Source organism: Sphingopyxis sp. MG (assembly GCF_002953155.1).
Classification (GTDB): Bacteria; Pseudomonadota; Alphaproteobacteria; order Sphingomonadales; family Sphingomonadaceae; genus Sphingopyxis; species Sphingopyxis granuli.
In genome coordinates, this window is sequence record NZ_CP026381.1 from 288,087 (window position 1) to 310,818 (window position 22,732).

A 22,732-nucleotide genomic window follows, 5' to 3' on the forward strand; every position below is an offset into this window, starting at 1 on the left:
CCCCTGCGAAAGGAAGACATATGCGGTTTCTGGCATCGGCGGCCCTCGCCCTGATCGCGGCGTTCGGCGCAAGCCATTGCACGGCGTCCGTCGCCGCACCGGCGGCGGCAACCGCCGCGCCCGTTACGCAGACGGTCAAGGGACAGGTGCGGATCGTCGGCGGCGTCGGCGATCTGGCGGCGCTCGACGTCCGCGTCAACGGCGATCCTGTCGGCATCGCGCCGGACGGCAGCCTGTCGGGCCGGATCGGTGAAGCCGATCTCTACCGGCTGACCGTGAAGGGGCCCGCCATCTTCGATGCCGTCTCCACCTTCGCGGCGAGCGAGGTCGCCGCGGGCGATGGCAACATCATCCTGCCGGCGGTCGAGGCGGTGTCCCGCGCGCCGGGGCGTATCGAGATGTTCTTCGGCGGCGACGTGATGATGGGGCGCCGCTTCGAGGCGCCGCTGGATGGCGAGCCGACGGTGATCCGCGAGGCGAACCGCGCCGCCGACATGGCGCGGCTGCTCGATCCGATGAAGCCCTATTTCACCGGCGCCGATCTGGCTTCGGTCAATCTCGAAACCGTGCTGGCGACGCGCGACCTTGGCAATTCGCCGGGCAAGTCGGTCGTCTTCTACACGCACAGCGACGCCGCGCGGGCGCTGGTCGATGCGGGTATCGACTATGTCACGCTCGGCAACAATCATGTCTATGACTATGTCGAACCCGGCCTTGCCTCGACGCTTGCCGCGCTCGATGCGGTGCGGATGCCCTGGTCGGGCGCCGGCCGCGACGAGGCGGAGGCGCTGAAGGCCGCGCGCCTCTCGGTCGGCGGGCGCGCCTGGTCGATGCTCGGCTTCGTCGGCTGGAAAGGCAATGTCGAGCCCAACCAGGTCGCCGAAAGCGGCAAGGGGGGTGCCGCGCTGGGTAGCGACGCCAATATCGAGGCGGCGGTGCGCGGAGAGGTCGCCGCGGGGCGCACGCCGATCGTCCAATATCACGGCAGCACCGAATATAGCGCCCGTCCGACCGCGATCAGCGAGCGGCGGATGAAGCTGGCGATCGATTCCGGCGCCGCGCTCGTCGTCTCGCATCATCCGCACGTCGCGCACGGTCTCGAACTCTACAAGGGGCGCCTGATCGCCTATTCGCTCGGCAATTTTCTCTTCGACCAGAGTTTCCCCGAAACGCATGCCAGCTTCGCGCTCCGCGTCTGGATGGACGGCGACCGGCTGTTCCGCGCCGAAATGGTCCCGATCCAGATCCTCGACTATCGCCCGGTCCCGGCGGTCGGCGGGATGCGTCAGGCGGTGCTCGGCCGGATCATCGACCTGTCGGCCGAACGCGGGACGCGGATCGGGATCGTCGGGGGGCACGGCGTCATCCAGCCTTCGGCGCCGCTCGCACCGCCGCAGCGCTGCGCCGCCGATGCCGGCAGCGGCCTCAACGTCTTTCGCTACGACCTTTACCGGCCCGAAGCGGCCTGTCGCGGCGATGCGGTCGCGGCCGGCCACGACCTGCTGGCGCGCGGCGATTTCGAGGCGGTGCGCTTCGGGGACGCCCGCGATCGGAGCTGGAGCGTCGAGGGCGGGGCGATCGATTTCGATCGCGACGCCCATGCGGGCCGTGCCGCGCTCGCCGTGTCGGTCCCCGGTGCGGGTGCCGCGACGGTCGGACCCAAGGTCTTCTTTCGGCCCGTCGCCGAACGCCGGCTGACCTTCACCGGCTGGGTCAAGCTCGACGCGCCGGCGACGCTCGAACTGCTGGTCCAGGAACAGCGCAAGGGCAGCGGGCGCACCAGCGCGCTGGCCAATGCGCCGCGGCAGTCCGCCGGAACGCAGCGGATCGCGGCCGGCGGCTGGCAGCCGTTCCGCTTCGAGTTCGATCGCGGCGCGGAAACGCCCGCGCAGCCGCTGCGGCCGCTGCTGCGCATAGAGGGGGCGTCGCGGGCGCTGCTCGACGATCTGGCGCTGATCGCCTGGGGCGGCGATGCGCCGGGGCAATCCTATGGCTCGCGCGGCAACGCGGCCGCGGTCGAATAGAAAATCGAGAGGGAGAAGAATCATGGATATTCGCACGGTAATCCGCTTCGCCTGTCGGCCGGTGATGATGGCGGCGCTCGTCGCGGCCAGCGGTCCGCTGCTCGCCCCGGCGACCGCCCATGCCGCCGAAGCGGCTGCCGTCGAGGGCGTGACCGCCGCGGCCTGGGCGGTCGCCGATGCCGAAACGGGCGAGGTGCTGGCGTCGCATGAGCTGGAGCGGCCCTCGAACATCGCGAGCGTCACCAAGCTGATGACGCTGCTCGTCGTCACCGAAATGGCCGCCGCGCAGCCCGCCATTCTCGACGAGGAACTGAGCTTTGCCGAACGCGCGGTGGCGATCGGCGGGACCAAGACCGGGCTTGCCGCCGGGGAACGGATCAGCGTGCGTGAGGCGCTTTACGGCCTGATGCTGCCGTCGGGGAACGACGCCGGATATATGCTGGCGATTCATTTCGGTGCGCCGATGGTGGCGGCGGGAGTGGAAGCGACTCCCGCCTCGGCCTACAAGGCCTTCGTCGCGGCGATGAATCGGAAAGCGCGGGCGCTCGGCATGACCCAGACGCGCTACAGTTCGGCCTTCGGCGATGCGCTCGATCCCGATCGCCGAACGAGCAGCGCGCGCGACCAGTTGATCCTCGCCCGGGCCGCGATGGCGAATCCGCTGGTGCGACAGGTGGTCGGCACGCGCGAGCATGAAACCATCGCGCGGACCGCGTCGGGTGCCGAACGCCGCGTCGCTTGGCACAACACCAACGAACTGCTCGGCCGTCCGGGAGTCACCGGGATCAAGACCGGCTCCAATCGCAGCGCCCACTCCTGTCTGCTGACCGAGGTCAGTGTCGACGGGCGCCGCTACCACGTCGCGGTGCTGGGCAGCCGGACGAGTGCCGACCGCTATAACGACACGCTGAAAGTGTTGAAATCCGTGACCGGCCGCACGGTGAAATGAGCGCCTTCCGACGCTTGCCCGATCGGAACGGAACGGCATAAGCCGAGAGCATATATTCTTGAATCAGGCACGGTCCCCGGCGAAAGTCGGGGACCAAATGCTATAAGGTGGTCAAATGGGGACTGCGGCGCGGCCGCTGTCAGTCGAGCTTGTCGAGCAGGTCCATCATCGATTGCGGAATCGTTTCGTCGACCGCGGACTCATAAGCCCGGCGCAGGGCGATGTTCACGTCCTGCGCTTTCCTGGGGATTTTCCTTCCGGTGTCTTTCCCGGCCGTTTTCTTGGGCGCTACGCCGGGTTCAGACGACATTGTCGATGCATCCGCTGGACATGGGGCCTTTTGCTAACCGCGCGTTCATCAAACTGCAATGGCGCGTTTTCCTTCCCTTGGAAACCAAATTAGGGCTAAATCGTTCCCATGTGGTGAAATAATTCGGCGGACGGCGTCATTTTGCGCTGTTCGCCCGCTTTTCTGCGGGTTTCAGCCCGCTACAGGAGATACTCTATGTCGCTGGGCCAGGCTATCGCACCGCATCTTCCCTATCTGAGACGCTATGGCCGGGCGATTTCGGGAAGCCAGCAGGCCGGCGACGCGCTGGTCGCGGGGCTGCTCGAATCGCTCGTCGCGCATCCCGATGCGGTCGATCCCGCGGGCGAGCTGCGAATCCAGCTCTATCGCATGGTCCATGACAATTTCGGGCTCGCCGCCGAACAGGCGGCCGCACCCGATCCCGATACCGCGTCCGATCTGGCGATCGCCGACGCGCGCCTCAGCCGGATTCCCTCGCTTGCGCGGCAGGCGCTGCTGCTCACCGCGGTCGAGGGTTTCAGCACCGCTGAAACCGGCCGGATCATCGGCCGCGATACCGCCGCGGTCGAGGCGCTGATCGCCGACGCGATGGAAGAGATCGATCGCCAGACCCGCGCGCGCATCCTGATCATCGAGGACGAGCCGATCATCGCGATGGATATCGAGATGATCGTGCGCGACCTGGGACACGAAGTCGTCGCGGTCGCGACCACCCATGCCGAGGCGGTGGCCGAGGCGCAGGAGCACCGCCCCGGCCTCGTGCTCGCCGACATCCAACTCGCCGACAACAGTTCGGGGATCGAGGCGGTGCAGGAAATCCTCACCGGGATGAACGTGCCGGTCATCTTCATCACCGCCTTTCCCGAACGGCTGCTGACCGGCGACAGGCCCGAGCCCGCCTTCCTGCTCACCAAGCCCTATCAGCCCGCGACGCTGCGCGCCGCCATCTCGCAGGTGCTGTTCTTCGACGAAAGCACGGTTCCGGCCTGACGCCGCCTCGAGGGGGAAGGGAGGTCGGGTCTCTCCCAATCCTGTCATTCCCGCGTTCGCGGAAATGGCAAAGGCTGAGGAATCGCTCGCGGCCGGGATTCCGTGCGTCTTGTAAAGGGTCGCGGCACGGGTGATAGCGGCGGACGATGACCGCACCGTCCGCCTCCCGTCAGTCCGCGCTCGACCGGCTAACCGCCAACGCGCCTTTCCTTGCCCGGCTCGCCGAGATCAACCCCGACGATGTCGCCCGTTTCCTGGACGAGGGGACCGACGCCGCGCTCGCGCGGGTTGCGCCGCCCGCGCCTGGCGACGACATCATGCGCGGCCTGCGCCAGTGGCGCGGGCGGATCGCGCTGCTGCTCGCGCTCGGCGACCTGTCGGGCGAGCATGACGTCGCGGCGACGACGCGGCATCTGACCGCCTTTGCCGATGCGGCCTGCGACGCCGCGCTCGCCGCTGCCTTTGCCGAGCGCGTCCCCGACGAGGCGCCGCGCGGGCTGGCGGTGATCGCGCTCGGCAAGCTCGGCAGCCACGAACTCAACTATTCGTCCGACATCGACCCGATCCTGATCTTCGACCCCGCGACGCTGCCGCGCCGGTCGCGCGACGATCCCGACGAAGCGGCGGTGCGCATCGCGCGGCGGATGGTCGAGATCTTGTCGGCGCGCACCGCCGACGGTCATGTGCTGCGCGTCGACCTGCGGCTGCGCCCGCATCCGGAGGTGACGCCGATCGTGCTGCCCGAAAGCACCGCCATCTCCTATTATGAATCGCAGGCGCTGGCGTGGGAGCAGGCGGCGTTCATCCGCTCGCGCGCCTCGGCGGGCGACCGCGCGCTCGGCGAGCGCTTCCTCGCCGCGATCCAGCCCTTCATCTGGCGGCGCAGCCTCGATTTCCGGCAGCTGCGCGAAATCGGTGCGATGAGCGACCGCATCCGCGACCATTTCGCGCAGGGACAGGCACTCGGCCCCGGCTACGACCTCAAGCGCGGGCGCGGCGGGATTCGCGAGATCGAGTTCTTCGCGCAGGTTCACCAGCTGATCTATGGCGGTCGCGATCCGTCGCTGCGCGTGCCTGCCACGGTCGACGCGCTCGCCGCGCTTGCCCGCGCCGGCCGGGTCGCCCCCGACGTCGCGGAGCGGCTGACCGGCCATTATGCGGTGCTGCGGCGGATCGAGCACCGGCTCCAGATGGTCGAGGATCAGCAGACGCACAGCCTGCCGGTGCAGCCCGCCGCGCTCGACGGCGTGGCGCGGCTCGACGGGCTGGCCGACGGCGCTGCGCTGCTTGCCGCGCTCGAACCCGTCGTCGCCGACGTCGGTGCCGTCTACGATCGCCTCGTCGCCGAGCGCGCGGCGCCGGGCGGCCTGCCGCGCGACGACGGCGAACTGGCGGCGGCGCTGGCGGCTGCGGGGTTCGACCCGCCCGATGCCGCGCTGCGGACGATCGCCGAATGGCGCAGCGGCAAGCTGCGCGCGCTGCGCAGCCCGGCGGCGCTCGAAGCGCTCGAAACCGCACTGCCCGAACTGGTCGGGGCGCTGGGCGCCGCGCCCGACCCCGACGCGACGCTGCGCCGGTTCGACACGCTGGTGTCGGGCCTGCCGAGTGCGATCAACTTCTTTCACCTGCTCGCCGCGCAGCCGGCGCTGGCGCGGGTCGCGACGCGCATCCTGTCGCTCGCCCCGACGCTCGCCGATGCGCTCGCCGCGCGCGTCGAACTGATCGAGGGATTGATCGACAAGCGCGCGTTCGAGGCGCCGATGGACAAGGACGGGCTGCTCGCCGAATGGGCGCCGGGGCTGGCGGGACTCGATTACGAGCGGCTGCTCGACCGGGTGCGCGACCGCGTCGGCGAACGGCGCTTCGCCTATGGGGTGCAGTTGATCGCCGGATCGGCCGATCCGCTCGCCGCCGCGCGCGGCTATGCCGACCTTGCCGAAGCGGCGCTGCAGGTGCTGGCCGACGCGACGGTCGCCGAATTCGTCGCCGCGCACGGGCGCGTCCCCGACAGCGAACTGGTGGTGCTCGCGCTCGGCCGGCTTGGCGGGCGGGCGCTGACGCACGCATCCGACCTCGACCTCATCTATCTGTTCACCGGCGACCATCTCGCCGAATCGGACGGGCCACGCCCGCTCGGCGCGACGACCTATTACAATCGGCTCGCGCAGCGCGTGACCGCGGCGCTGTCGGTGCCGACCGCGGCGGGCAAGCTCTATGACGTCGATACGCGGCTGCGGCCGCAGGGCGCGCAAGGGCCGCTCGTCGTTACCGTCGACAGCTTCGAGCGCTATCAGCGCGAAGAGGCGTGGACGTGGGAGCATATGGCGCTGCTCCGCGCGCGGCCGGTCTATAGCTCGGACGCCGCGCGCGCCGCGGTCGAGCGCGTCGTCGCCGAGGTGCTGGCAAGCCCGCACGACCCGGAAGATGTCGCGCGCGATGCCGCCGGGATGCGCGACAAGATCGCCGCGCACAAGCCGCCCGCCGGATCGCTCGATATCAAGGGCGGGCCGGGCGGACTCGTCGACCTGGAATTCGCGATGCAGGTCGCACAGCTTGCCGGCGGCCGCTGTCACGATCCCCGCATCGGCGAAGCGCTCGCCTGCCTGACGGCGGCGGGACTGGCGCCGGAGGGGATCGGTGCGGCGCACGACCTGCTCGCGCGGATGCTGGTGATGCTGCGCCTCACCGCCCCCGCGGGCGAGCCGCCGGCCGCCGCCGCGCGCCAGCTCGTCGCCAGCGCCTGCGGCGAGCCGGGCTGGCCGCAACTGCTTGCCGCGCATGACGCGGCACGGCAGGAGGTGGCCGACTGGTGGGCCTCGATTCGCCCGCCGCAGCAGGAGAAGCAAGGATGAGCGGACTTTCGATCGGCGATGCGATCCCGCCCGTGACGCTGGCCGGTGCCGACGGCGCGACCATCGACCTCGCCCGTCTGAAAGGCGCGCCGCTGGTCGTCTATTTCTATCCCAAGGCCGACACGCCGGGCTGCACGACCGAGGCGCAGGACTTCACCCGCCTCGCGCCCGATTTCGCGCATCTGAACGCGCAGGTACTGGCCGTGTCGCGCGACGCGCCGGCGAAGCTGTGCAAGTTCCGCGACAAATACGGGCTGACCGTCCGGCTGGCTTCGGATGAGGACGGCGCGGTGTGCGAAGCCTTCGGCACCTGGGTCGAGAAACAGAATTACGGCCGCACCTATATGGGGATCGAGCGATCGACCTTCCTGTTCGGCGCCGACGGCAAGCTGGCGAAGGTCTGGCGTAAGGTGCGCGTCAAGGGCCATGCCGACGCGGTGCTGGAGGCGGCGAAGGCGCTGTGACCGCCTTTCGCGCGACCGGACGGAATTGAGGACGTGACCACGCTCGGCGAAGCCGCGCGCGCGGTGCTGCTGACCGCGGACCCGCACGCCAAGCGCCGCGCGGCGCGGGGGTTCGCGCGGGCCTGGCGGCGCGGAGAGCTCGTCCATCGCTGCGACGTCGCCATGCCCGACCGGCCGGCGTGGCCCGAGCGGCCCGAACTGCTGGCGCCCGGCCGGATGCCGCGTCGCCGCGGCGGCGGGTCGGAACGCGGCCGCATCGCGATGCTGCACGCGCTCGCGCATATCGAATTCATCGCGATCGACCTTGCCGTCGATCTGGTCGGGCGCTTCGGCGGCGCGTTTCCGCGCGGCTTCGTCGACGACTGGATCGGCGTCGCTGCCGACGAAGCGATGCATTTCGCGCTGCTCGACCGGCGCCTTGCCGGCCTCGGCAGCCATTATGGCGCGCTGCCCGCGCACGCCGGGCTGTGGGAGGCGGCGGAGGCGACCGCCGACGACGCGCTGGCGCGGCTCGCGATCGTGCCGATGGTGCTCGAAGCGCGCGGGCTCGACGTCACCCCGGCCACGATCGACCGGTTCCGCGGCGCCGGGGACGAGGCGTCGGCGCGCATCCTGTCGCGCATCTATACCGACGAGATCCGCCATGTGTCGGCGGGCACGCGCTGGTTCAACTGGCTGTGCGCCGAACGGGGATTCGGACCGGCGGCGACGTGGCAAAGCCTCGTAAAATCGCGATTTCGGGGGGTGTTGAAGCCGCCGTTCAACGACTCGGCGCGCCGCGATGCCGGTTTAACGCAAGAATACTACGCGGTCATTGCTTCGTAAGGATCGACCACGCAGAACCCCTCGCGGGCAGGGATTGCATCCCATCCACAAGAACAACCGGCACCAGCGGCCTGACCGCTGGCGACAGGACAGATGCGGGGTCGATACGTGCTGAACGCTTCACTGGCGCAAAAGTTTCACCATGGCCTGATTGTTGGTGCGGCAGCCCTGATGGGAACGGCCGCGGCGGCCAACGCCGCCGAAACCGGCGCCGACGCGGGGATCGTGGTTCCCGACGAACCCGATGACGACAGCTTCACCGCCGGCGTTCCGGCCCCCGCCGAGGACAGCGAGGCACGCGCGCTCTTTCAGGCGTGGAAGCGCCTCGATACCGGCCTGGCCGCGAGCATCGGCGTCGCCGTGCCGTCGCGCCGCCCGATCGAGCAGATGTCGCTTTCCTCCTCCTACGGCATGCGGGTCCATCCGATCACCGGCCGCGTCGCGCGCCACAACGGCATCGATATTCCCGCCCCCCACGGCACCCCCATTTATGCGACCGCCGACGGCATCGTCGGCCGCGCCCAGCGCCTCGGCGGTTACGGCAATTACGTCGAGATCGAGCATGGCAACGCGATCCAGACGCGCTACGGCCACATGTCCTCCTTCATCGTCCAGCCCGGGCAGCAGGTGAAGAAGGGCGAGATCGTCGGTTATGTCGGCTCGACGGGCCGCTCGACCGGCAACCACCTGCATTATGAAGTCCGCATCGACGGCGCGCCGGTCAATCCGCTGCCCTTCGTCCGTTCGGATTCGATGGCGATCGCCGCGCTGACGGGCGACCATCTTGCGATGGGTGGTCCCGAAGACTGAATTTCATGGGTCGGAGAGGAGGGGCGCCCGCTGGCCATAAGGTCGCGGCGCCCTTTTCATTTGCGCCGAACATCCTATCTTGCCGATATGGCCTCGACCCTGTCCGATATCACCCTGTCGCCCGCCGCCGCGGCGCGCATCCGCTGGATCGCCGAACGCAAGGCGGGCGCGCTCCCCGCGCTTCGCCTCGCCGTCGACGGCGGCGGCTGCTCGGGCTTCACCTATCGCTTCGGCCTCGCCGACAGCATCGAGGCCGATGATGTCGTGACCGAGACCGACGGCGTGAAGCTGGTCGTCGATCCGGTGAGCATCGACCTGATTCGCGGCTGCACCGTCGATTTCGTCGATTCGCTGGGCGGATCGTCGTTCAAGGTCGAGAATCCCAACGCCGCCTCGGGCTGCGGTTGCGGGTCGAGCTTCTCGGTCTGAGGCCCTTTCTAAGCGACCGGCTTCCTGCCATAGCGGCGCGATGAAGATCGCAACCTTCAACATCAACGGAATCAAGGCGCGGTTGCCGCGCCTCGTCGAATGGCTGGACGAAACGCAGCCCGACATCGTCTGTCTTCAGGAACTGAAATCGAGCGACGAGACGATCCCGACGGCAGAGATCGAGGGCGCGGGCTATGGCGCGCTCTATCATGGGCAGAAGGGGTTCAACGGCGTCGCGGTCCTCGCGCGCGGCACGCAGCCGGTCGAGATCCAGCGCGGTCTCGCGGGCGAGGAAGAGGATGAGCAGTCGCGCTATCTGGAGGCCGACGTCGGCGGCGTGCGCGTCGCGTCGATCTACCTGCCCAACGGCAATCCGCAGCCGGGACCGAAATTCGATTACAAGCTGCGCTGGATGGCGCGGCTGCGCGAGCGGGCGAAGGCGCTGCTGGCGGCCGAGATTCCGACCGTGCTCGCGGGCGATTATAATGTCATCCCCCACGACGACGACGTGTGGGACCCGCGCGCGATGGCGCACGACGCGCTGATGCAGCCCGATTCGCGCGACGCCTGGTTCCGCATCCTCGGCGACGGCTGGACCGACGCGTTGCGCAGCCGCCACCCCGCGGGGCACGTCTGGACCTTCTGGGACTATCAGGCGGGCGGCTGGCAGCGCGATCATGGCTTCCGCATCGACCATCTGCTGCTCAGCCCCGCGATGGCCGACCGGCTGGTCGACGCGCAGGTCGACAAGGACTATCGCGGGCGCGAGAAAGCCAGCGACCACGCGCCGACCTGGGCGCTGTTCCGATAGAAGCATCACCCCGACACGGCGGCAAGGAGATCGGAATGACCGCGAAGAACAGCTATCAGGTCGCCGACTGGAACGGTCCAAGCGGCGAGCGCTGGGTCGCCAACCAGGCGCGGCTCGATCATATGCTCGCGGCCTTCGGCGACGCGGCGATCGCGGCGGCGGCGCCCCGGGCCGGCGAGCAGGTGCTCGACATCGGCTGCGGCGCCGGAACGACGAGCTTCGCGCTCGCCGCGCGCGTCGGGGAGCAGGGCCGGGTGCTGGGCGTCGATATTTCGGAGCCGCTGATCGCCCGCGCCCGCGCCTGCCTGCCGCCGGGTGCGCCGGTTGCCTTCGAGATCGCCGATGCCGGCAGCGGCACCGTGCCCGAACGGGCGTTCGACCTGCTCTTCTCGCGCTTCGGCGTGATGTTCTTCGACGACCCGGCGGCAGCGTTCGCGCATATGCGCGGCGCATTGAAGCCCGGCGGACGGCTCGCCTTCGTCTGCTGGCGGACGGCGGCCGAGAACGACTGGGTGCGCCTGCCGATGGGCGCGATCCGCGGCATCGTGACGCCGCCTCCGCCGCCCGATCCGGAGGCGCCCGGCCCCTTCTCCTTCGGCGACCGTGGCCGCGTCGAGCGCATCCTGGCCGATGCGGGCTTCGTCGACGTCGCCCTCGCGCCGTTCGATCATCTCGTCCCCTTCGGCCGCGGCACCACGCGCGCGGCGGCGCTCGACGATGCGGTCGAGATGGCGTTCCAGGTCGGCCCCTTGTCGCGCGCGCTCGCCGATCAGCCCGACACGATACGCGCGCAGGCGGCGGACGCGGTGCGGGCGGCCTTCGCGGAACGGCCAGGCGAGGAGTCGGTGCTGATCGACGGCGCCGCGTGGATCGTCACCGCGCGCAATCCCGCCGCCTGACCGCGCGGCGTCAGGCCAGCGGCTTGTCGTAGAGTTGATAGACGCGGTTGACGGTTGCGTCGATCGCCTCGGCGACCGCGTTCATCCCCTGATTGTCGTCGAGCACCCAGCCGATGTCGCCCTGCTGCGCGCCATAATGCGCGACGCCGTCGCGGCGGATATATTCGATCATCATGAAGGCGAGGGTGCTCGCCATGCGGCTGTTCTGGAGCCGCTTGACCACCCCCATCAGCGGCACGCGCAGCCGGCGGCTCTTCGGTTTCCGCAGCCACCAGAGCAGCCGCGCCCAATTGAAGGGCAGGAGCGAGCCGTCCATGTCGATCAGCGGTTCGTTGATGTTCGGCAGCACGATCATGAAGGCAACCGCCTCGCCGTCGACCTCTGCGACGCGGATCAGGTCCTCGAACACGATATCCTTCAGCTTCTTGCCGATATAGGCTATCTCGCTGTCGGTCAGGGGCACGAAACCCCAATTGTCCGACCAGGCATCGTTCAATATGCCCATGATCAGCCGCGCCTCGGCATCGAAGCGGCGCTTGTCGACGCGGCGGATGCGGATGCGCTCGTTCCGTTCGCCCGCCGCGACGATGCGGTTCACCAGCGGCGGAAAGCCGTCGATGATCTCGACCGCATAGTTGATGAGCTTCTTGACCGGGCGATAGCCCTCGGCCTCGATCCACGCCCGATAGAGCGGGCTGTTGTGGCCGAGCATGATCGTCGGCGGCGTGTCGAAGCCCTCGACCAACAGGCCGGGCTCGTCCCAGATCGAGATCGACAGCGGCCCGAGCGCGCGGTGCATGCCCTGGCTGCGCAGCCAATCCTCGGCCGCGACGATCAGCGCATGCGCGGTTTCCGCATCCTCGGCCTCGATCAGGCCCCAGTTGCCGGTGCCGGGCCCCATGCCCTGCTCGGCGGGCTGTTCGAGCGCGAGGAAATCGATATGCGCCGAAATGCGCCCCACCGTCCGCCCGTCGCGCCGGGCGAGGAAGAATTGCGCCTTGCCGTGCTCGAACCACGGATTCTTCCCCGGCGTCAGCAGGGCGAACACCTCGCCCTTCAGCGGCGGTACCCACGCCGGATCGCCGCGGTTGAGGCGGAAGGCCAGCTCGACGAACTCGCGCTTGTCGTGCTTCCCCTCGACGGGATGGATCGTGACCGGGCCGGCCGGATGTGCGCTCATGGGTGGTTTCCCGGATGATGGTGCCTATATGTCTGGCGAGCCAATAAGGCATAGGCGTGGCGCTGGCGACCCGCATTCGGCCATCATGCTGCCACGAAAAGATGGTGAAGACCGCGTTATGACGACGATCAATCCTTCCGCCGATCGGATCGCGACCTCGCCTGCGTCCCCGCCGGCGAATGCCGGCCCGATGGAGGCGCCGGCGAATGCCGCCAGGGCGCCCAAGTCGGCGATCGCCGACGACATGGCGATGATCCGCGCCGCGTCGGAACTGACGCGCGACCTGGTGCAGCCGAACGCGCGCATCTATTGGGCCGATTTCCTCGCTTCGACCTTTGTCGGCTACGCCGGCGTCGCGGCGGCGATCCTTGCGCCCTCGACGCCGTGGATGCTCGTGGCGGCGTTCGTCGCGGTGCTCGCCCTCTATCGCGCGGGCAGCTTCATCCACGAGATCACCCATATCCGCAAGCAGACGCTGCCGGGTTTCCGCCTTGTCTGGAACCTGCTGATCGGGGTGCCGCTGCTGATCCCGTCGTTCATGTACGAGGGCATCCACAGCCTGCACCACAACCGCACCAAATATGGCACGGTCGAGGACCCCGAATATCTGCCGCTGGCGCTGATGAAGCCGTGGACGGTGCCGCTGTTCGTCGTCGCGGCGGCCTTTGCGCCGGTCGCGCTCGTCTTCCGCTATGCGGTGCTGACGCCGCTGTCCTTCCTGATCCCGCCGCTGCGCCGCGTGGTGCGCGAGCGTTATTCGGGCCTCATCATCAACCCGCTGTTCCGCCGCAAGTCGCCCGAGGGCGAGTTTCGCCGCCAGTGGGCGTGGCAGGAGGGCGGGGCCTGGGCCTGGTCGACGCTGCTGGTCGCGGCGGGCATCTTCGGCTGGGTGCCGCTGCGCGCGCTGCTGATCTTCGGTGGGATCGCCGCGGCGAGCATCGTGCTCAACCAGATCCGCACCCTCGTCGCGCATCTGTGGGAAAATGACGGCGCGGTGCTGACCGTGACCGCGCAGTTCCTCGACAGCGTCAACGTCCCGCCGCCGGGCCTGCTGCCCGAACTGTGGGCGCCGGTTGGCCTGCGCTATCACGCGCTGCACCACCTGCTGCCCGGTGTCCCCTATCACGCGCTGCCCGAGGCGCACCGCCGCCTGAAGGATGCGCTGCCAGCCGATTCGCAATATCACCGGGCCAACTATCGCAGCCTGCCGAAGCTGGTGATGAATCTGGTGGCGGGTTCGGCGAAGGGCGGAGCGGCGGCATAGCATTTCCGGGTTCGGGCCCCTGTTCGTCATCCCGGACTTGATCCGGGATCCATTCTTTCAGCGCTGCGTGAACGGACCCCGGATCAGGTTGGCAATTATCCCTTCTCGACAAGTCACTGCTCCCCGGCGAAAGCCGGGGTCCAGATGGCACAACGCTGCCCCGCATGGACCCCGGCTTTCGCCGGGGAACAACTCCCTGCTTGCCTGAAGGGTATATATCCCGATCAAGTCCGGGGTGACGATGCGGAATAGGTCGGTTTCCCGGTTGTAGCCGGTCAGCCGATCCTATTCTTCGGTCCGGATCAGGATCATCTCGCCGATCAGCGCGAACAGGATGAACGGCCCCCACGCCGCGAGGAACGGCGGATAGGCGCCCAGATCGCCCATCGCGAGCGCGAAATTGTCGGCGACGAAATAGGCGAAGCCCAGCGCCATGCCCAGGATCGCGCGCACGAACAGCTTGCCCGACCGCGCGAGGCCGAAGGCCGCAACGGCGCCGAGCAGCGGCATCAATATCGCCGACAGCGGCCCCGAAATCTTGTGCCACAGCACGCCTTTCAGCGCGTCGACCGGCCGCCCCGCGACCTCCAGGTCGTCGATCGCGCTCTTGAGCGCGAGGAAGGGAAGTTCGTCGCCATCGACCTGCGCCAGCGTGAACTGGTCGGGGCGCACCCCCTTGGCGGCTATGATGGTGCCGAGCGGCTCGACCGTTCCCGATCGGCGGATGAAGCGCCGCGCGCCGGTGAATTCCCATCCCCCCGCGATCGCGCGGCCGCTGTCGGCCGACAGCATCGACGCCAGCACGCCGCCCTTGCGTTCGATGATGGTGACGTTGCGGAGCAGCACCGCGGCGCCCTTCGTCTCGACCGTTTCGGCGTTGATCAGGTCGTCGCCAGCGCGGACCCAGACGTTGGTGCGGACCCCCGTATCGGGCGGAATCTGCGCATATTCGACCTTCTGCCACGCGCTGAGCGCCGCAGTCGCGCGGGTGACGATGCGTTCGTTGAAGGCGAAGCTGATCCCGGCGACGAGCAGCGCGGCGAGGAACAGCGGCGCGAGCACCTGATGCGCCGACATGCCGGACGCCTTCATCGCGATCACCTCGCTGTTCTGGTTGAGCGTCGCGAGCGTCAATATGGTGCCGAGCAGCACCGAAAAGGGCAGGAAGGTTTCGACGATCTGCGGAAAGCGCAGCCCGACATAGCGCCACACGTCGCTGTCGCTGTTGCCGGCGACCGCCAGTATCTTGCCGCTTTCCCCCAGCAGGTCGAGCGTCTGGAGGATCAGCACCAGCGCGAACAGGATCGCGAAGCTGCGCACCAGAAACAGGCGCCCGACATAGAGCGCCATGGTGCGCGAGGGGAAAAAATGAAGCTGATGCATCAGGCGCGCCGCTGCTTGCGCTGGAAGAGCTGGAGAAGACGGCGGATGCGCTGCCCCGCCTTCGCGGCGACGCGTTCGAGCGCGCCGATCGGCTGCCCGCCCGGCACATGCGCGAGGGTGTAGTACATCCAGATCGCGAGCGCGGCGAACAGCAGGAAGGGCACCCACAGCGCGATGATCGGGTCGATCGTCCCGCGCGCCCCCATATCCTCGGCATATTGGTTGATCTTGTGCTGCGTCACCAGCAGCACGATCGACAGGAAGACCCCGAGCGAACTGGTCGATCGCTTCGGTGGAATGGCGAGCGCGACCGCGAGCAGCGGAATCAGGAACATCGACGCCACCTCGACGATCCGGAAATGGAAATTGGCGCGCGATTCGAGGCGGGTCTTCAGCGGTTCGGCCTTGTCGTTGCCGACGACGAACAGCTCGGGGATGGTCAGCTCGCGGTCGGCGCCGCCGCGGGTGCGGAACGCCTCGATCTTGGGCAGCGGGATCGGCAGGTCGTGATTGTCGAAGCTGAGCACGCGCGGCACGGAGAATTTCGGCGATTCGTGGATCAGCACCCCGTTGGTCAGCCGCAGGATGATCGTGTCGGGATCGTCGGTGGCGAGGAACTGCCCCTGCGCCGCGGTGGCCGACACGCGCTGCCCGTCCTTGTTCTCGCCGCGCACGAAGATGCCGCGCAGGCTGCGACCGTCGTTGTAGCTTTCCTCGATGCGCAGCGTCATGCGGCTGCCCAGCTTGGTGAACTCGCCGACCTTGATCGAGGCGCCGAGCGCGCCAGAGCGCAGCTCGAACTGCAGCCCTTCATAGGCATAGCGGGCGTAGGGCTGGATGAAGCCGACGATGGCGAGGTTGATCAGCGCGAGCGCCAGGGCAAAGACATAGGGCATGCGCATCAGCCGGCCGAAGCTCATGCCGACGCCGCGCAGCACGTCGAGCTCGCTGGTGGTCGCAAGCCGCCGGAAAGCCAGGAGGATACCGAGCATCAGCCCGATCGGAATGCCGAGCGAGAGATATTCGGGGATCAGATTGGCGAGCATGCGCCAGACGACGCTGACCGGCCCCCCTTCGGTCGCGACGAAATCGAACAGGCGCAGCATCTTTTCCAGCACCAGCAGCATCGCCGACACGACGAGCGTTCCGAGCATGGGGAAGAAGATGAGCCGCGCGATGTAGCGGTCGATGGCGGGTAGTCTATTCAAGCTTTCGTCGCCCCATCACCATGATTTGGCCGCAAATGTTTCCAATATGCCGAGTCAAGGGCGACAGGGACCCATGCCAGCGTGTGCTTCAGCGCGTGCGCAAGCGAACGCCGGCATGGTTATAGCCTCTGGAGGAATTGAGGTCATGTCGAAAATGTTTTTCGCCGCGATGCTCGCCGCCGGCGCCGTTGGAGCGCTGGCAGCGCCCGTCGCCGCGCAGGGCGCGACGCTGGGCCCCTCGGCGCATCTGTGCAACAGCAATGCGACCGCGGTGCTGGTCGACGTGCGCGGTTTCAAGGCGCACACCGGCACGCTGCGCGTCCAGATCTACGATGCGGACAGCAGCTATCTGGAAAAGCGCAAATGGCTGGAACGGGTCGATGTCCCGGTATCCCGGTCGGGCAACATGCAGGTCTGCGTGCCGGTGAAGACGCCGGGCAATTACGTCGTCTCGGTGCGCCACGACATCAACGGCAACGGCAAGTCGGACAAGAGCGACGGCGGCGGCATGTCGGGCAATCCCGACATGAAGGTCACCGATTTCATCTTCAAGCGCAAGCCGAAGCTGGCGGCGGTCAGCTTTGCGGTCGGCGGCACGACCAAGCGCGTGCCGGTCACGCTCAACTATATCAGCGGCCTGTCGTTCGCACCGGTCGATTAGGAAAGGCATGGAGGGGTAGTGGCCAGCGTCGCGCTTCTTTCCAATCCGCGCTCCACGGGCAACCGTTCGCTGTTGCCGCGCGTGCGCGAATATTGCGCGGCGCACCCCGACATCTTTCACTATGAGGTCGAGCATGTCGACCAGATCGGCGAGGCGATCCGCACCATCGCGATGGTCTCGCCGCGCGTCGTCGCGATCAACGGTGGCGACGGCACGGTGCAGGCGGCGCTGACCGAGCTTTATTCGGGGGGGCATTTCGGCGGGTCGCCGCCGCCGGTCGCGGTGCTGCCCAATGGCAAGACCAACCTGATCGCGCTCGACCTCGGCGCGGAGGGCGACCCGATCAAGGCGTTGCGGCGCGTCGTCGAACTGGTCGAGGCCGGATCGCTCGAGGACCATGTCATCGAACGCCAGCTCATCGCGCTCGACAGCGGCGGTGCGCGGCCGGTGCTCGGCATGTTCCTCGGCGGCGCCTATCTCGCCGACGTCATGCTCTATTGCCGCAACCGCATCTATCCGCTCGGCCTGCCGAACGGGCTGTCGCACGTGCTCGCGGCGATTCTCGGCCTGTTCGCGATGGTGCTCGGGATCGGCGGCGGACGCCTGCCGCCCAAGCCGCAGCCGATGACGGTCTCGCTCGTCCGCCAGGGCGAGTTCAAGGGCAAATTCTCGCTGCTGATCATCACGACGCTGGAAAAGCTGCTGCTCAGCATCCGCACCAGCGATGCCCATGGGACCAACGGCCATATGAAGCTGCTCGCGACCGACAGCAGCGTCGGCGCGCTGTTCCGCATGCTCGGCGCGGCCTGGCGCGGCACGCTGGGGCAGAAGCCGCTCGAAGGCGTGCATTTCCAGCAGGGCGACGAAATCCATATCGAGGGCGAGCGTTCGAACGTCATCCTCGACGGCGAGATTTTCGAGACCTCGGGCGGCCGGCCGATCATCCTGACCTCGACCCAGCCGGTGCCCTTCCTGCGTCTCGCAGCCTGAGCGTCGGCCCGTGCGCGACATCGCCAGCCTCGTCCGCGAAGAATTGGCGCTCCCCGTCGATCCGCGCGTCGCGGCGATGGCGGCGGCGATCGCGGCCCGATATCCGGGCAGCGCACGCGCGGTGCTCTTCTATGGGAGCTGTCTGCGCGAGACGCAGCTCGACGGGCTGATGCTCGATTTCTACCTGATCGTCTCCGACTATGGCGATGCCTATCCGAAACGCTGGATGGCGTTCGCCAACCGCCTGATCCCGCCGAACGTCTTTCCCTTTCAGGCGGGCGGGCTGATGGCCAAATATGCGGTGCTCAGCGAAAGCGACTTCCACCGGCTGAACGGGCCGGAGACGCGCAACGTGTCGGTCTGGGCGCGCTTCGCGCAGCCGTCGCGGCTCGTCTGGGCGGTCGACGACACCGCGCGCGACAAGGCGGCGGCGGTGGTGGCGCGCGCGGCGCCGACGCTGCTCGCGGCGGCCGGACGCCTCGGCGGCGAATCGATCCTCGACTGGTGGCGCCGCGCCTTTTCGCTCACCTATTCGGTCGAGCTGCGTGCCGAGCGGGCGAGCCGCGCGCAGTCGGTGGTCGACGCCGATCCCGACCGCTACCGCGATTTCGGCGAGGCCGCCGCCGCGGCCATCCCGGTGGGTGCGCCGAGCGGCGGCTGGACGCGCCGCCGCATCGAGGGCAAGGCGCTCAGCATCGTGCGGCTCGCCAAGGCCAGCCTGACCTATGCCGGCGGGATCGACTATCTGGCGTGGAAGATCAATCGCCACGCGGGCACGAAGATCGAGATCAAGCCCTGGCAGCGCCGCTGGCCGCTGCTCGCCGCGCTGACGCTGGTCCCGCGCCTGATGCGGAGCGGCGCGATCCGCTAGAACATGATGACATGAGTTGGAATCGTCATTGCGAGGAGCGAAGCGACGCGGCAATCCAGAGTGTGCGCAAACCGCTCTGGATTGCTTCGCTCCGCTCGCAATGACGAAGTGGGTCAATCTAAAGTCATCAGAGTCTAGGACGAGGTCGCGCGCGCGAGCGTCGCCGCGCCCGGCTCGGGCGCGGGGACGTCGCGGCAGCGGCGGATCGCCTGGTCGAGCGCGGCGAGGGTGAAGGGCTTGCGCAGCACGTCGTGGTCGCCGAAGCTCGCGATCTCGCTTGCGTCGCCGGCGTAACCGGTGACGAACAGCACCGACAGGTCGGGCCAGCGCGCCTTGAGCCGTTCCACCATTTCCGGCCCGGTGAGTTCGGGCATCAGCACGTCGGACAGGATCAGGTCGAACCCGCCGTTGGCCGCGACCAGCGCCTCGGCCTTCAGCGGATCGTTGCAGGCGACCGCGCGGTGGCCCAGTTCCTCGACCGCATCGACCGTCGCGGCCAGAACGCGCCGGTCGTCCTCGACCACCAATATGTCGAGCGCGTGGGACGGTGCGTCGGAAAGAGCCTTGCCGCCGTCCGCCACCGCCGCGTCGGTTTCACCGGGCCGCGCGACCGGCAGCAGCATCGCGACGCTCGTCCCCTCGCCGACGGTCGAGGCGATCTGCACCTCGCCCCCCGACTGGCGGCAGAAGGCGAAGACCTGCGTCATGCCCAGCCCGGTGCCCTGCCCGGCGGGCTTGGTGGTGTAGAAGGGGTCGAACACGCGTTCGATCACCTCGGGCGCCATGCCGCAGCCGCTGTCGATCACCTGCACCGCGAGCGCCGCGGTTTCGGCCCTTTCGTCGCGCAGCGTGCGGATGACGAGCGTGCCGTGACCGCCCATGGCGTCGCGCGCGTTGACCGCGAGATTGAGCAGCGCATTCTCGAACTGCTGCCGGTCGAGCCGGCAGGCGAGCCCTTCCGCGCCGAGGTCGAGCGACAGCGCGATCCGGTCGCCGATCGTGCGTTCGATCAGTTCGGCGAAGCTCGCGATGCATTCGTCCACGGGGGTGAATTCGGGACGGGCGGGCTCCGACCGAGCAAAGGCGAGCAGCCGCCGCGTCAGGTCGGCGGCGCGGTTGGCGCCGTCGAGCGCGTTGCCGAGGTGGCGCTGCGCCTTGTCGGGCGCTTCCGACAGCCAGCGCTGGGCCAGTTCGAGCCCGCCGACGACGACCGCGAGCATATTGTTGAAATCATGCGCGATCCCGCCGGTGAGCTGACCCACGGCCTCCATCTTCTGCGCCTGCCGCAATTGCGCCTCGGCCGCTTCGCGCTCGACCATCTCGCCGCGCAGCGCCTCGTTGGCTTTCGCCAGTTCGGCGGTCCGTTCCTCGACCGCGGCTTCGAGCAGCATCGCGCGGTCGCTCTCGGCGAGTTGCTCGCGCCGCGCCATGCGCCGCTCGCTTTCCGCTCGCACGAGCGAGAAGCTCGCCGCGATGGCGATCACCGCCGCGAGCGCGCCGAGCAGCGAGAAGAGCAGGATCGCCTGGTTCAGGCTCGCGCGGTCGGAGGCGGCGATGCGGTTGCGCTCGCTGAGCAGCGTGCGCTCGTTGCGGATCAGCTCGGTGAGCAGCTTGTCGATGCGGCCGAGCGCCGGGTCGTGCCCCGCCGCATTATATTTGGAGATCGCCGCGACCGTCTGGCGATAATTGGCACTGAGCGCGGCGTCCCCGAGTTGCGTGCCGCGCTGGGCGAGTTCGGCGGTCAGCTGCTGCACCAGTTCGGCCTGCTTGGGATTGTCGCGCACGTTGCGCCGGAGCAGCGCCAGATATTGCTGCGCGAGGCCCCATTGCTGCTGATAGATGCGCCCGTCCTCTTTCTGCAGCCCGACCGCGAAGCGGCCGAGAGCGGATTCGGCGCGGGCGAGCGCGGCGTCGAGGCTGCGCGTCTGCTGGATCATCTCCAGGCTGTGCGCCTGATAGCCGAGCGACCGATCGTAATTGTCGTTGGCGCGCATCAGCAGCAGCACGAGCGCCGCGACGACCCCGACCAGGATCGTGCCGACGCCGACCGTCAGCCAGAAGCGCACGCGCTCCCGGCGGCTTTCGCTTTCACTGTCGCCATCCCGCTCGAACACCGCGCCTGTTTACCGGCATTCGGCGGCTGGGCAAAGCGGCGAAGCGCCCGGGACGCGGCGCGATGCTCGGTTCGCCCCGAAAAGGAATCCGCTGGTCGGCGCGCAGGCTCGTTTCAGCCGATAATGCCGGTGCGCTTGCCCGCGCGCTCGAAGCGGCCGAGGATCTCGCCGACCTGGTCGGCCGAATGCTCGGCGCACAGCGAACAGCGCAGCAGCGTCATGCCCGCGGGGGTCGCCGGCGGGCGCGCGAGGTTGACGTAAAGCCCTTCCTCGAGCAGCGCTTCCCACATCATCGCGCCCCTTTCGAGATCGGGCATGATGACGGCGATGATCGCCGACTGCGGCTCGTCGGTGCCGAGCGTGAAGCCCAGATCGCGCAGCCCTTTGTGCAGCGCCTTCGAATTTTCCCACAGATGCGCGCGCTTGTTCGATCCGTGCATCAGCTTGCGGATGCTCGTCGCGGCGGTCGCGACGACGCTCGGCGGCAGCGAGGCGGTGAAGACATAGGGGCGGCAGACGAGCCGCAGGATTTCGAACTTCGGATGGTTCGACACGCAGAAGCCGCCGACGGTGCCGACGCTCTTCGAAAAGGTGCCGATGATGAAATCGACGTCGTCGATCACCCCCTGCGCCTCGGCGACGCCGCGGCCGTGCTCGCCGATGAAGCCCATCGAATGCGCCTCGTCGACCAGCACCATCGCGCCATTCTCCTTGGCGATGCGGATCATCTCCTTCAGCGGCGCGACATCGCCGAGCATCGAATAGACGCCCTCCAGCACGACGAGCTTGCCCGCCTCGGGCGGCAGGCGCTTCAGCCGCTTTTCCAGCGCTTCGATGTCGTTGTGGCGAAAAGCGACGATCTCCGCATCGCCCATCTTGCAGCCGTCGTAGATCGAGGCGTGACTGTCGATGTCGAGGATGATGTAGTCGCCCTTGCCGGCGATCGTCGAGATGATGCCGAGGTTCGCCTGATAGCCGGTCGAGAACACCATGGCATGATCCATGGCGTAGAAGTCCTTCAGCGCCTCCTCGACCTCCCGGTGCCCCTGATAGGTGCCGTTGAGGACACGGCTGCCGGTCGTGCCGCTGCCGAATTTGTCGAGCGCGTCCTTGCCCGCGGCGATGACGTCCTCGTCGAAGGTCATGCCCATATAATTGTAGGTGCCGAGCAGGATCGTCTCGCGCCCGTTGCAGATCGCGACGGTGGGCGAGAGCACCTTTTCCATCACCAGACTGAACGGATCGGTGACGCCGGTCGACAGCAGCGCCGCGCGCTGCTCGATCAGCGGGTCGAATTTCGAGAAAAGATCGGTCATATGATGCTTCCAAAATCCGTTCGCATCGAGCGAAGTCGAAATGCCCCTCGGCCTCGCACTTTCCTGATGGGTGTCTCGACTTCGCTCGACACGAACGGAACGAGAGAGGTCAGCCCTGCAGTTTCTCCACCGCGGCGATCAACTGGCCGACATTCTCGATTTCCGCCTGCATGTTCATGCTGATGATGATGTCGAAACTGTCCTCGACCTCGGCGACGAAATCCATGACGGTCAGGCTGTCCCATTCGAGGTCGCCGGCAAAGGTCGTGGCGTCGGTCAGTTCGACGCCCTTCTTGTTGAACGGCTCGATCAGGCCGTGAATCGTCTCGCGCAGCGCGGTGCTCATTTCGGTGCGTCCCAAAAGTGGAAATATCGCGCGGAC

At 68.0% G+C, this 22,732-nt stretch carries 21 protein-coding genes; 14 read left to right on the forward strand and 7 right to left on the reverse strand.

What is annotated here, in order from left to right; all coding sequences use genetic code 11:
- Nucleotides 1–20: 20 nt before the first annotated feature.
- Together C3E99_RS01325 and C3E99_RS01330 are read left to right on the forward strand one after the other, a co-directional pair.
- On the forward strand, nucleotides 21–2,024 hold the full coding sequence (locus C3E99_RS01325; RefSeq protein WP_104959314.1) for a CapA family protein: 2,004 nt from the start codon (nucleotides 21–23) through the stop codon (nucleotides 2,022–2,024).
- Between the two features lie 22 nt (nucleotides 2,025–2,046).
- On the forward strand, nucleotides 2,047–2,973 hold the full coding sequence (locus C3E99_RS01330) for a D-alanyl-D-alanine carboxypeptidase family protein (RefSeq protein ID WP_158682041.1): 927 nt from the start codon (nucleotides 2,047–2,049) through the stop codon (nucleotides 2,971–2,973).
- A gap of 139 nt (nucleotides 2,974–3,112) precedes the next feature.
- On the opposite strand, the gene C3E99_RS19585 is transcribed toward C3E99_RS01330, so the two are convergent.
- Entirely contained in the window at nucleotides 3,113–3,283 is a 171-nt protein-coding gene (locus C3E99_RS19585; protein WP_156483023.1) for a NepR family anti-sigma factor, read from the reverse strand.
- A 195-nt stretch (nucleotides 3,284–3,478) separates the two neighbouring features.
- On the opposite strand from C3E99_RS19585, the gene C3E99_RS01335 reads away from it, so the two are divergent.
- From C3E99_RS01335 to C3E99_RS01370, 8 genes are all read left to right on the forward strand, one after another.
- Entirely contained in the window at nucleotides 3,479–4,273 is a 795-nt protein-coding gene (locus tag C3E99_RS01335; RefSeq protein WP_076073938.1) for a response regulator, read from the forward strand.
- 146 nt (nucleotides 4,274–4,419) lie between these two features.
- The gene (locus tag C3E99_RS01340) at nucleotides 4,420–7,125 is read left to right on the forward strand and encodes a bifunctional [glutamine synthetase] adenylyltransferase/[glutamine synthetase]-adenylyl-L-tyrosine phosphorylase (protein WP_076073939.1); all 2,706 of its coding nucleotides are present in this window, start codon (nucleotides 4,420–4,422) and stop codon (nucleotides 7,123–7,125) included.
- The gene (locus C3E99_RS01345) at nucleotides 7,122–7,589 is read left to right on the forward strand and encodes a peroxiredoxin (protein WP_076073941.1); all 468 of its coding nucleotides are present in this window, start codon (nucleotides 7,122–7,124) and stop codon (nucleotides 7,587–7,589) included. Before C3E99_RS01340 ends, C3E99_RS01345 begins: the two co-directional genes overlap by 4 nt.
- Before the next feature lie 33 nt (nucleotides 7,590–7,622).
- A complete protein-coding gene (locus tag C3E99_RS01350; RefSeq protein WP_076073942.1) occupies nucleotides 7,623–8,414 on the forward strand; it encodes a ferritin-like domain-containing protein in 792 nt (263 codons plus the stop codon).
- 108 nt (nucleotides 8,415–8,522) lie between these two features.
- On the forward strand, nucleotides 8,523–9,224 hold the full coding sequence (locus C3E99_RS01355; RefSeq protein WP_083674980.1) for a M23 family metallopeptidase: 702 nt from the start codon (nucleotides 8,523–8,525) through the stop codon (nucleotides 9,222–9,224).
- An 87-nt stretch (nucleotides 9,225–9,311) separates the two neighbouring features.
- Complete coding sequence (erpA, locus tag C3E99_RS01360; RefSeq protein ID WP_067108208.1) at nucleotides 9,312–9,653, forward strand: iron-sulfur cluster insertion protein ErpA; 342 nt, start codon at nucleotides 9,312–9,314, stop codon at nucleotides 9,651–9,653.
- 40 nt (nucleotides 9,654–9,693) lie between these two features.
- Nucleotides 9,694–10,464: an exodeoxyribonuclease III gene (xth, locus tag C3E99_RS01365; protein ID WP_076073945.1), complete on the forward strand. Its 771-nt coding sequence runs from the start codon at nucleotides 9,694–9,696 to the stop codon at nucleotides 10,462–10,464.
- A 35-nt stretch (nucleotides 10,465–10,499) separates the two neighbouring features.
- Nucleotides 10,500–11,363 (forward strand): class I SAM-dependent methyltransferase, encoded by an 864-nt coding sequence (locus tag C3E99_RS01370; RefSeq protein WP_104959315.1) that lies wholly within the window; start codon nucleotides 10,500–10,502, stop codon nucleotides 11,361–11,363.
- A gap of 10 nt (nucleotides 11,364–11,373) precedes the next feature.
- Here C3E99_RS01370 and C3E99_RS01375 read toward each other — a convergent pair whose 3' ends face one another.
- Nucleotides 11,374–12,543, reverse strand: a complete 1,170-nt coding sequence (locus tag C3E99_RS01375) for an N-acetyltransferase (protein WP_076073949.1) — start codon at nucleotides 12,541–12,543, stop codon at nucleotides 11,374–11,376.
- 118 nt (nucleotides 12,544–12,661) lie between these two features.
- Here C3E99_RS01375 and C3E99_RS01380 point away from each other — a divergent pair, with 118 nt between their 5' ends.
- Nucleotides 12,662–13,807, forward strand: coding sequence for a fatty acid desaturase family protein (locus C3E99_RS01380; RefSeq protein WP_104959316.1), 1,146 nt, complete (start codon nucleotides 12,662–12,664; stop codon nucleotides 13,805–13,807).
- Nucleotides 13,808–14,092: 285 nt separating this feature from the next.
- Here the strand turns inward: C3E99_RS01380 and lptG are convergent, their stop codons facing one another.
- Nucleotides 14,093–15,190 carry an LPS export ABC transporter permease LptG gene (gene lptG / locus C3E99_RS01385; RefSeq protein WP_076073951.1) on the reverse strand — a complete coding sequence of 366 codons (1,098 nt, stop codon included), beginning with the start codon at nucleotides 15,188–15,190 and terminating at the stop codon, nucleotides 14,093–14,095.
- Nucleotides 15,190–16,398, reverse strand: a complete 1,209-nt coding sequence (lptF, locus tag C3E99_RS01390; RefSeq protein WP_076073953.1) for an LPS export ABC transporter permease LptF — start codon at nucleotides 16,396–16,398, stop codon at nucleotides 15,190–15,192. Before lptF ends, lptG begins: the two co-directional genes overlap by 1 nt.
- Before the next feature lie 145 nt (nucleotides 16,399–16,543).
- On the opposite strand from lptF, the gene C3E99_RS01395 reads away from it, so the two are divergent.
- From C3E99_RS01395 to C3E99_RS01405, 3 genes are read left to right on the forward strand one after another with little or no spacing between them, the layout of a single operon-like run.
- The gene (locus C3E99_RS01395) at nucleotides 16,544–17,059 is read left to right on the forward strand and encodes a DUF2141 domain-containing protein (protein ID WP_076073954.1); all 516 of its coding nucleotides are present in this window, start codon (nucleotides 16,544–16,546) and stop codon (nucleotides 17,057–17,059) included.
- Between the two features lie 18 nt (nucleotides 17,060–17,077).
- Complete coding sequence (locus tag C3E99_RS01400; RefSeq protein ID WP_067113740.1) at nucleotides 17,078–18,049, forward strand: diacylglycerol/lipid kinase family protein; 972 nt, start codon at nucleotides 17,078–17,080, stop codon at nucleotides 18,047–18,049.
- A 10-nt stretch (nucleotides 18,050–18,059) separates the two neighbouring features.
- Nucleotides 18,060–18,920: a hypothetical protein gene (locus C3E99_RS01405; RefSeq protein ID WP_076073956.1), complete on the forward strand. Its 861-nt coding sequence runs from the start codon at nucleotides 18,060–18,062 to the stop codon at nucleotides 18,918–18,920.
- A gap of 134 nt (nucleotides 18,921–19,054) precedes the next feature.
- Here C3E99_RS01405 and C3E99_RS01410 read toward each other — a convergent pair whose 3' ends face one another.
- The 3 genes from C3E99_RS01410 to C3E99_RS01420 form a co-directional block, all read right to left on the reverse strand.
- On the reverse strand, nucleotides 19,055–21,034 hold the full coding sequence (locus C3E99_RS01410) for an ATP-binding protein (protein WP_104959317.1): 1,980 nt from the start codon (nucleotides 21,032–21,034) through the stop codon (nucleotides 19,055–19,057).
- 113 nt (nucleotides 21,035–21,147) lie between these two features.
- Nucleotides 21,148–22,350, reverse strand: a complete 1,203-nt coding sequence (spt, locus tag C3E99_RS01415; protein WP_067105238.1) for a serine palmitoyltransferase — start codon at nucleotides 22,348–22,350, stop codon at nucleotides 21,148–21,150.
- Nucleotides 22,351–22,459: 109 nt separating this feature from the next.
- Nucleotides 22,460–22,696, reverse strand: coding sequence for an acyl carrier protein (locus C3E99_RS01420; RefSeq protein ID WP_067105237.1), 237 nt, complete (start codon nucleotides 22,694–22,696; stop codon nucleotides 22,460–22,462).
- Nucleotides 22,697–22,732 lie beyond the last annotated feature (36 nt).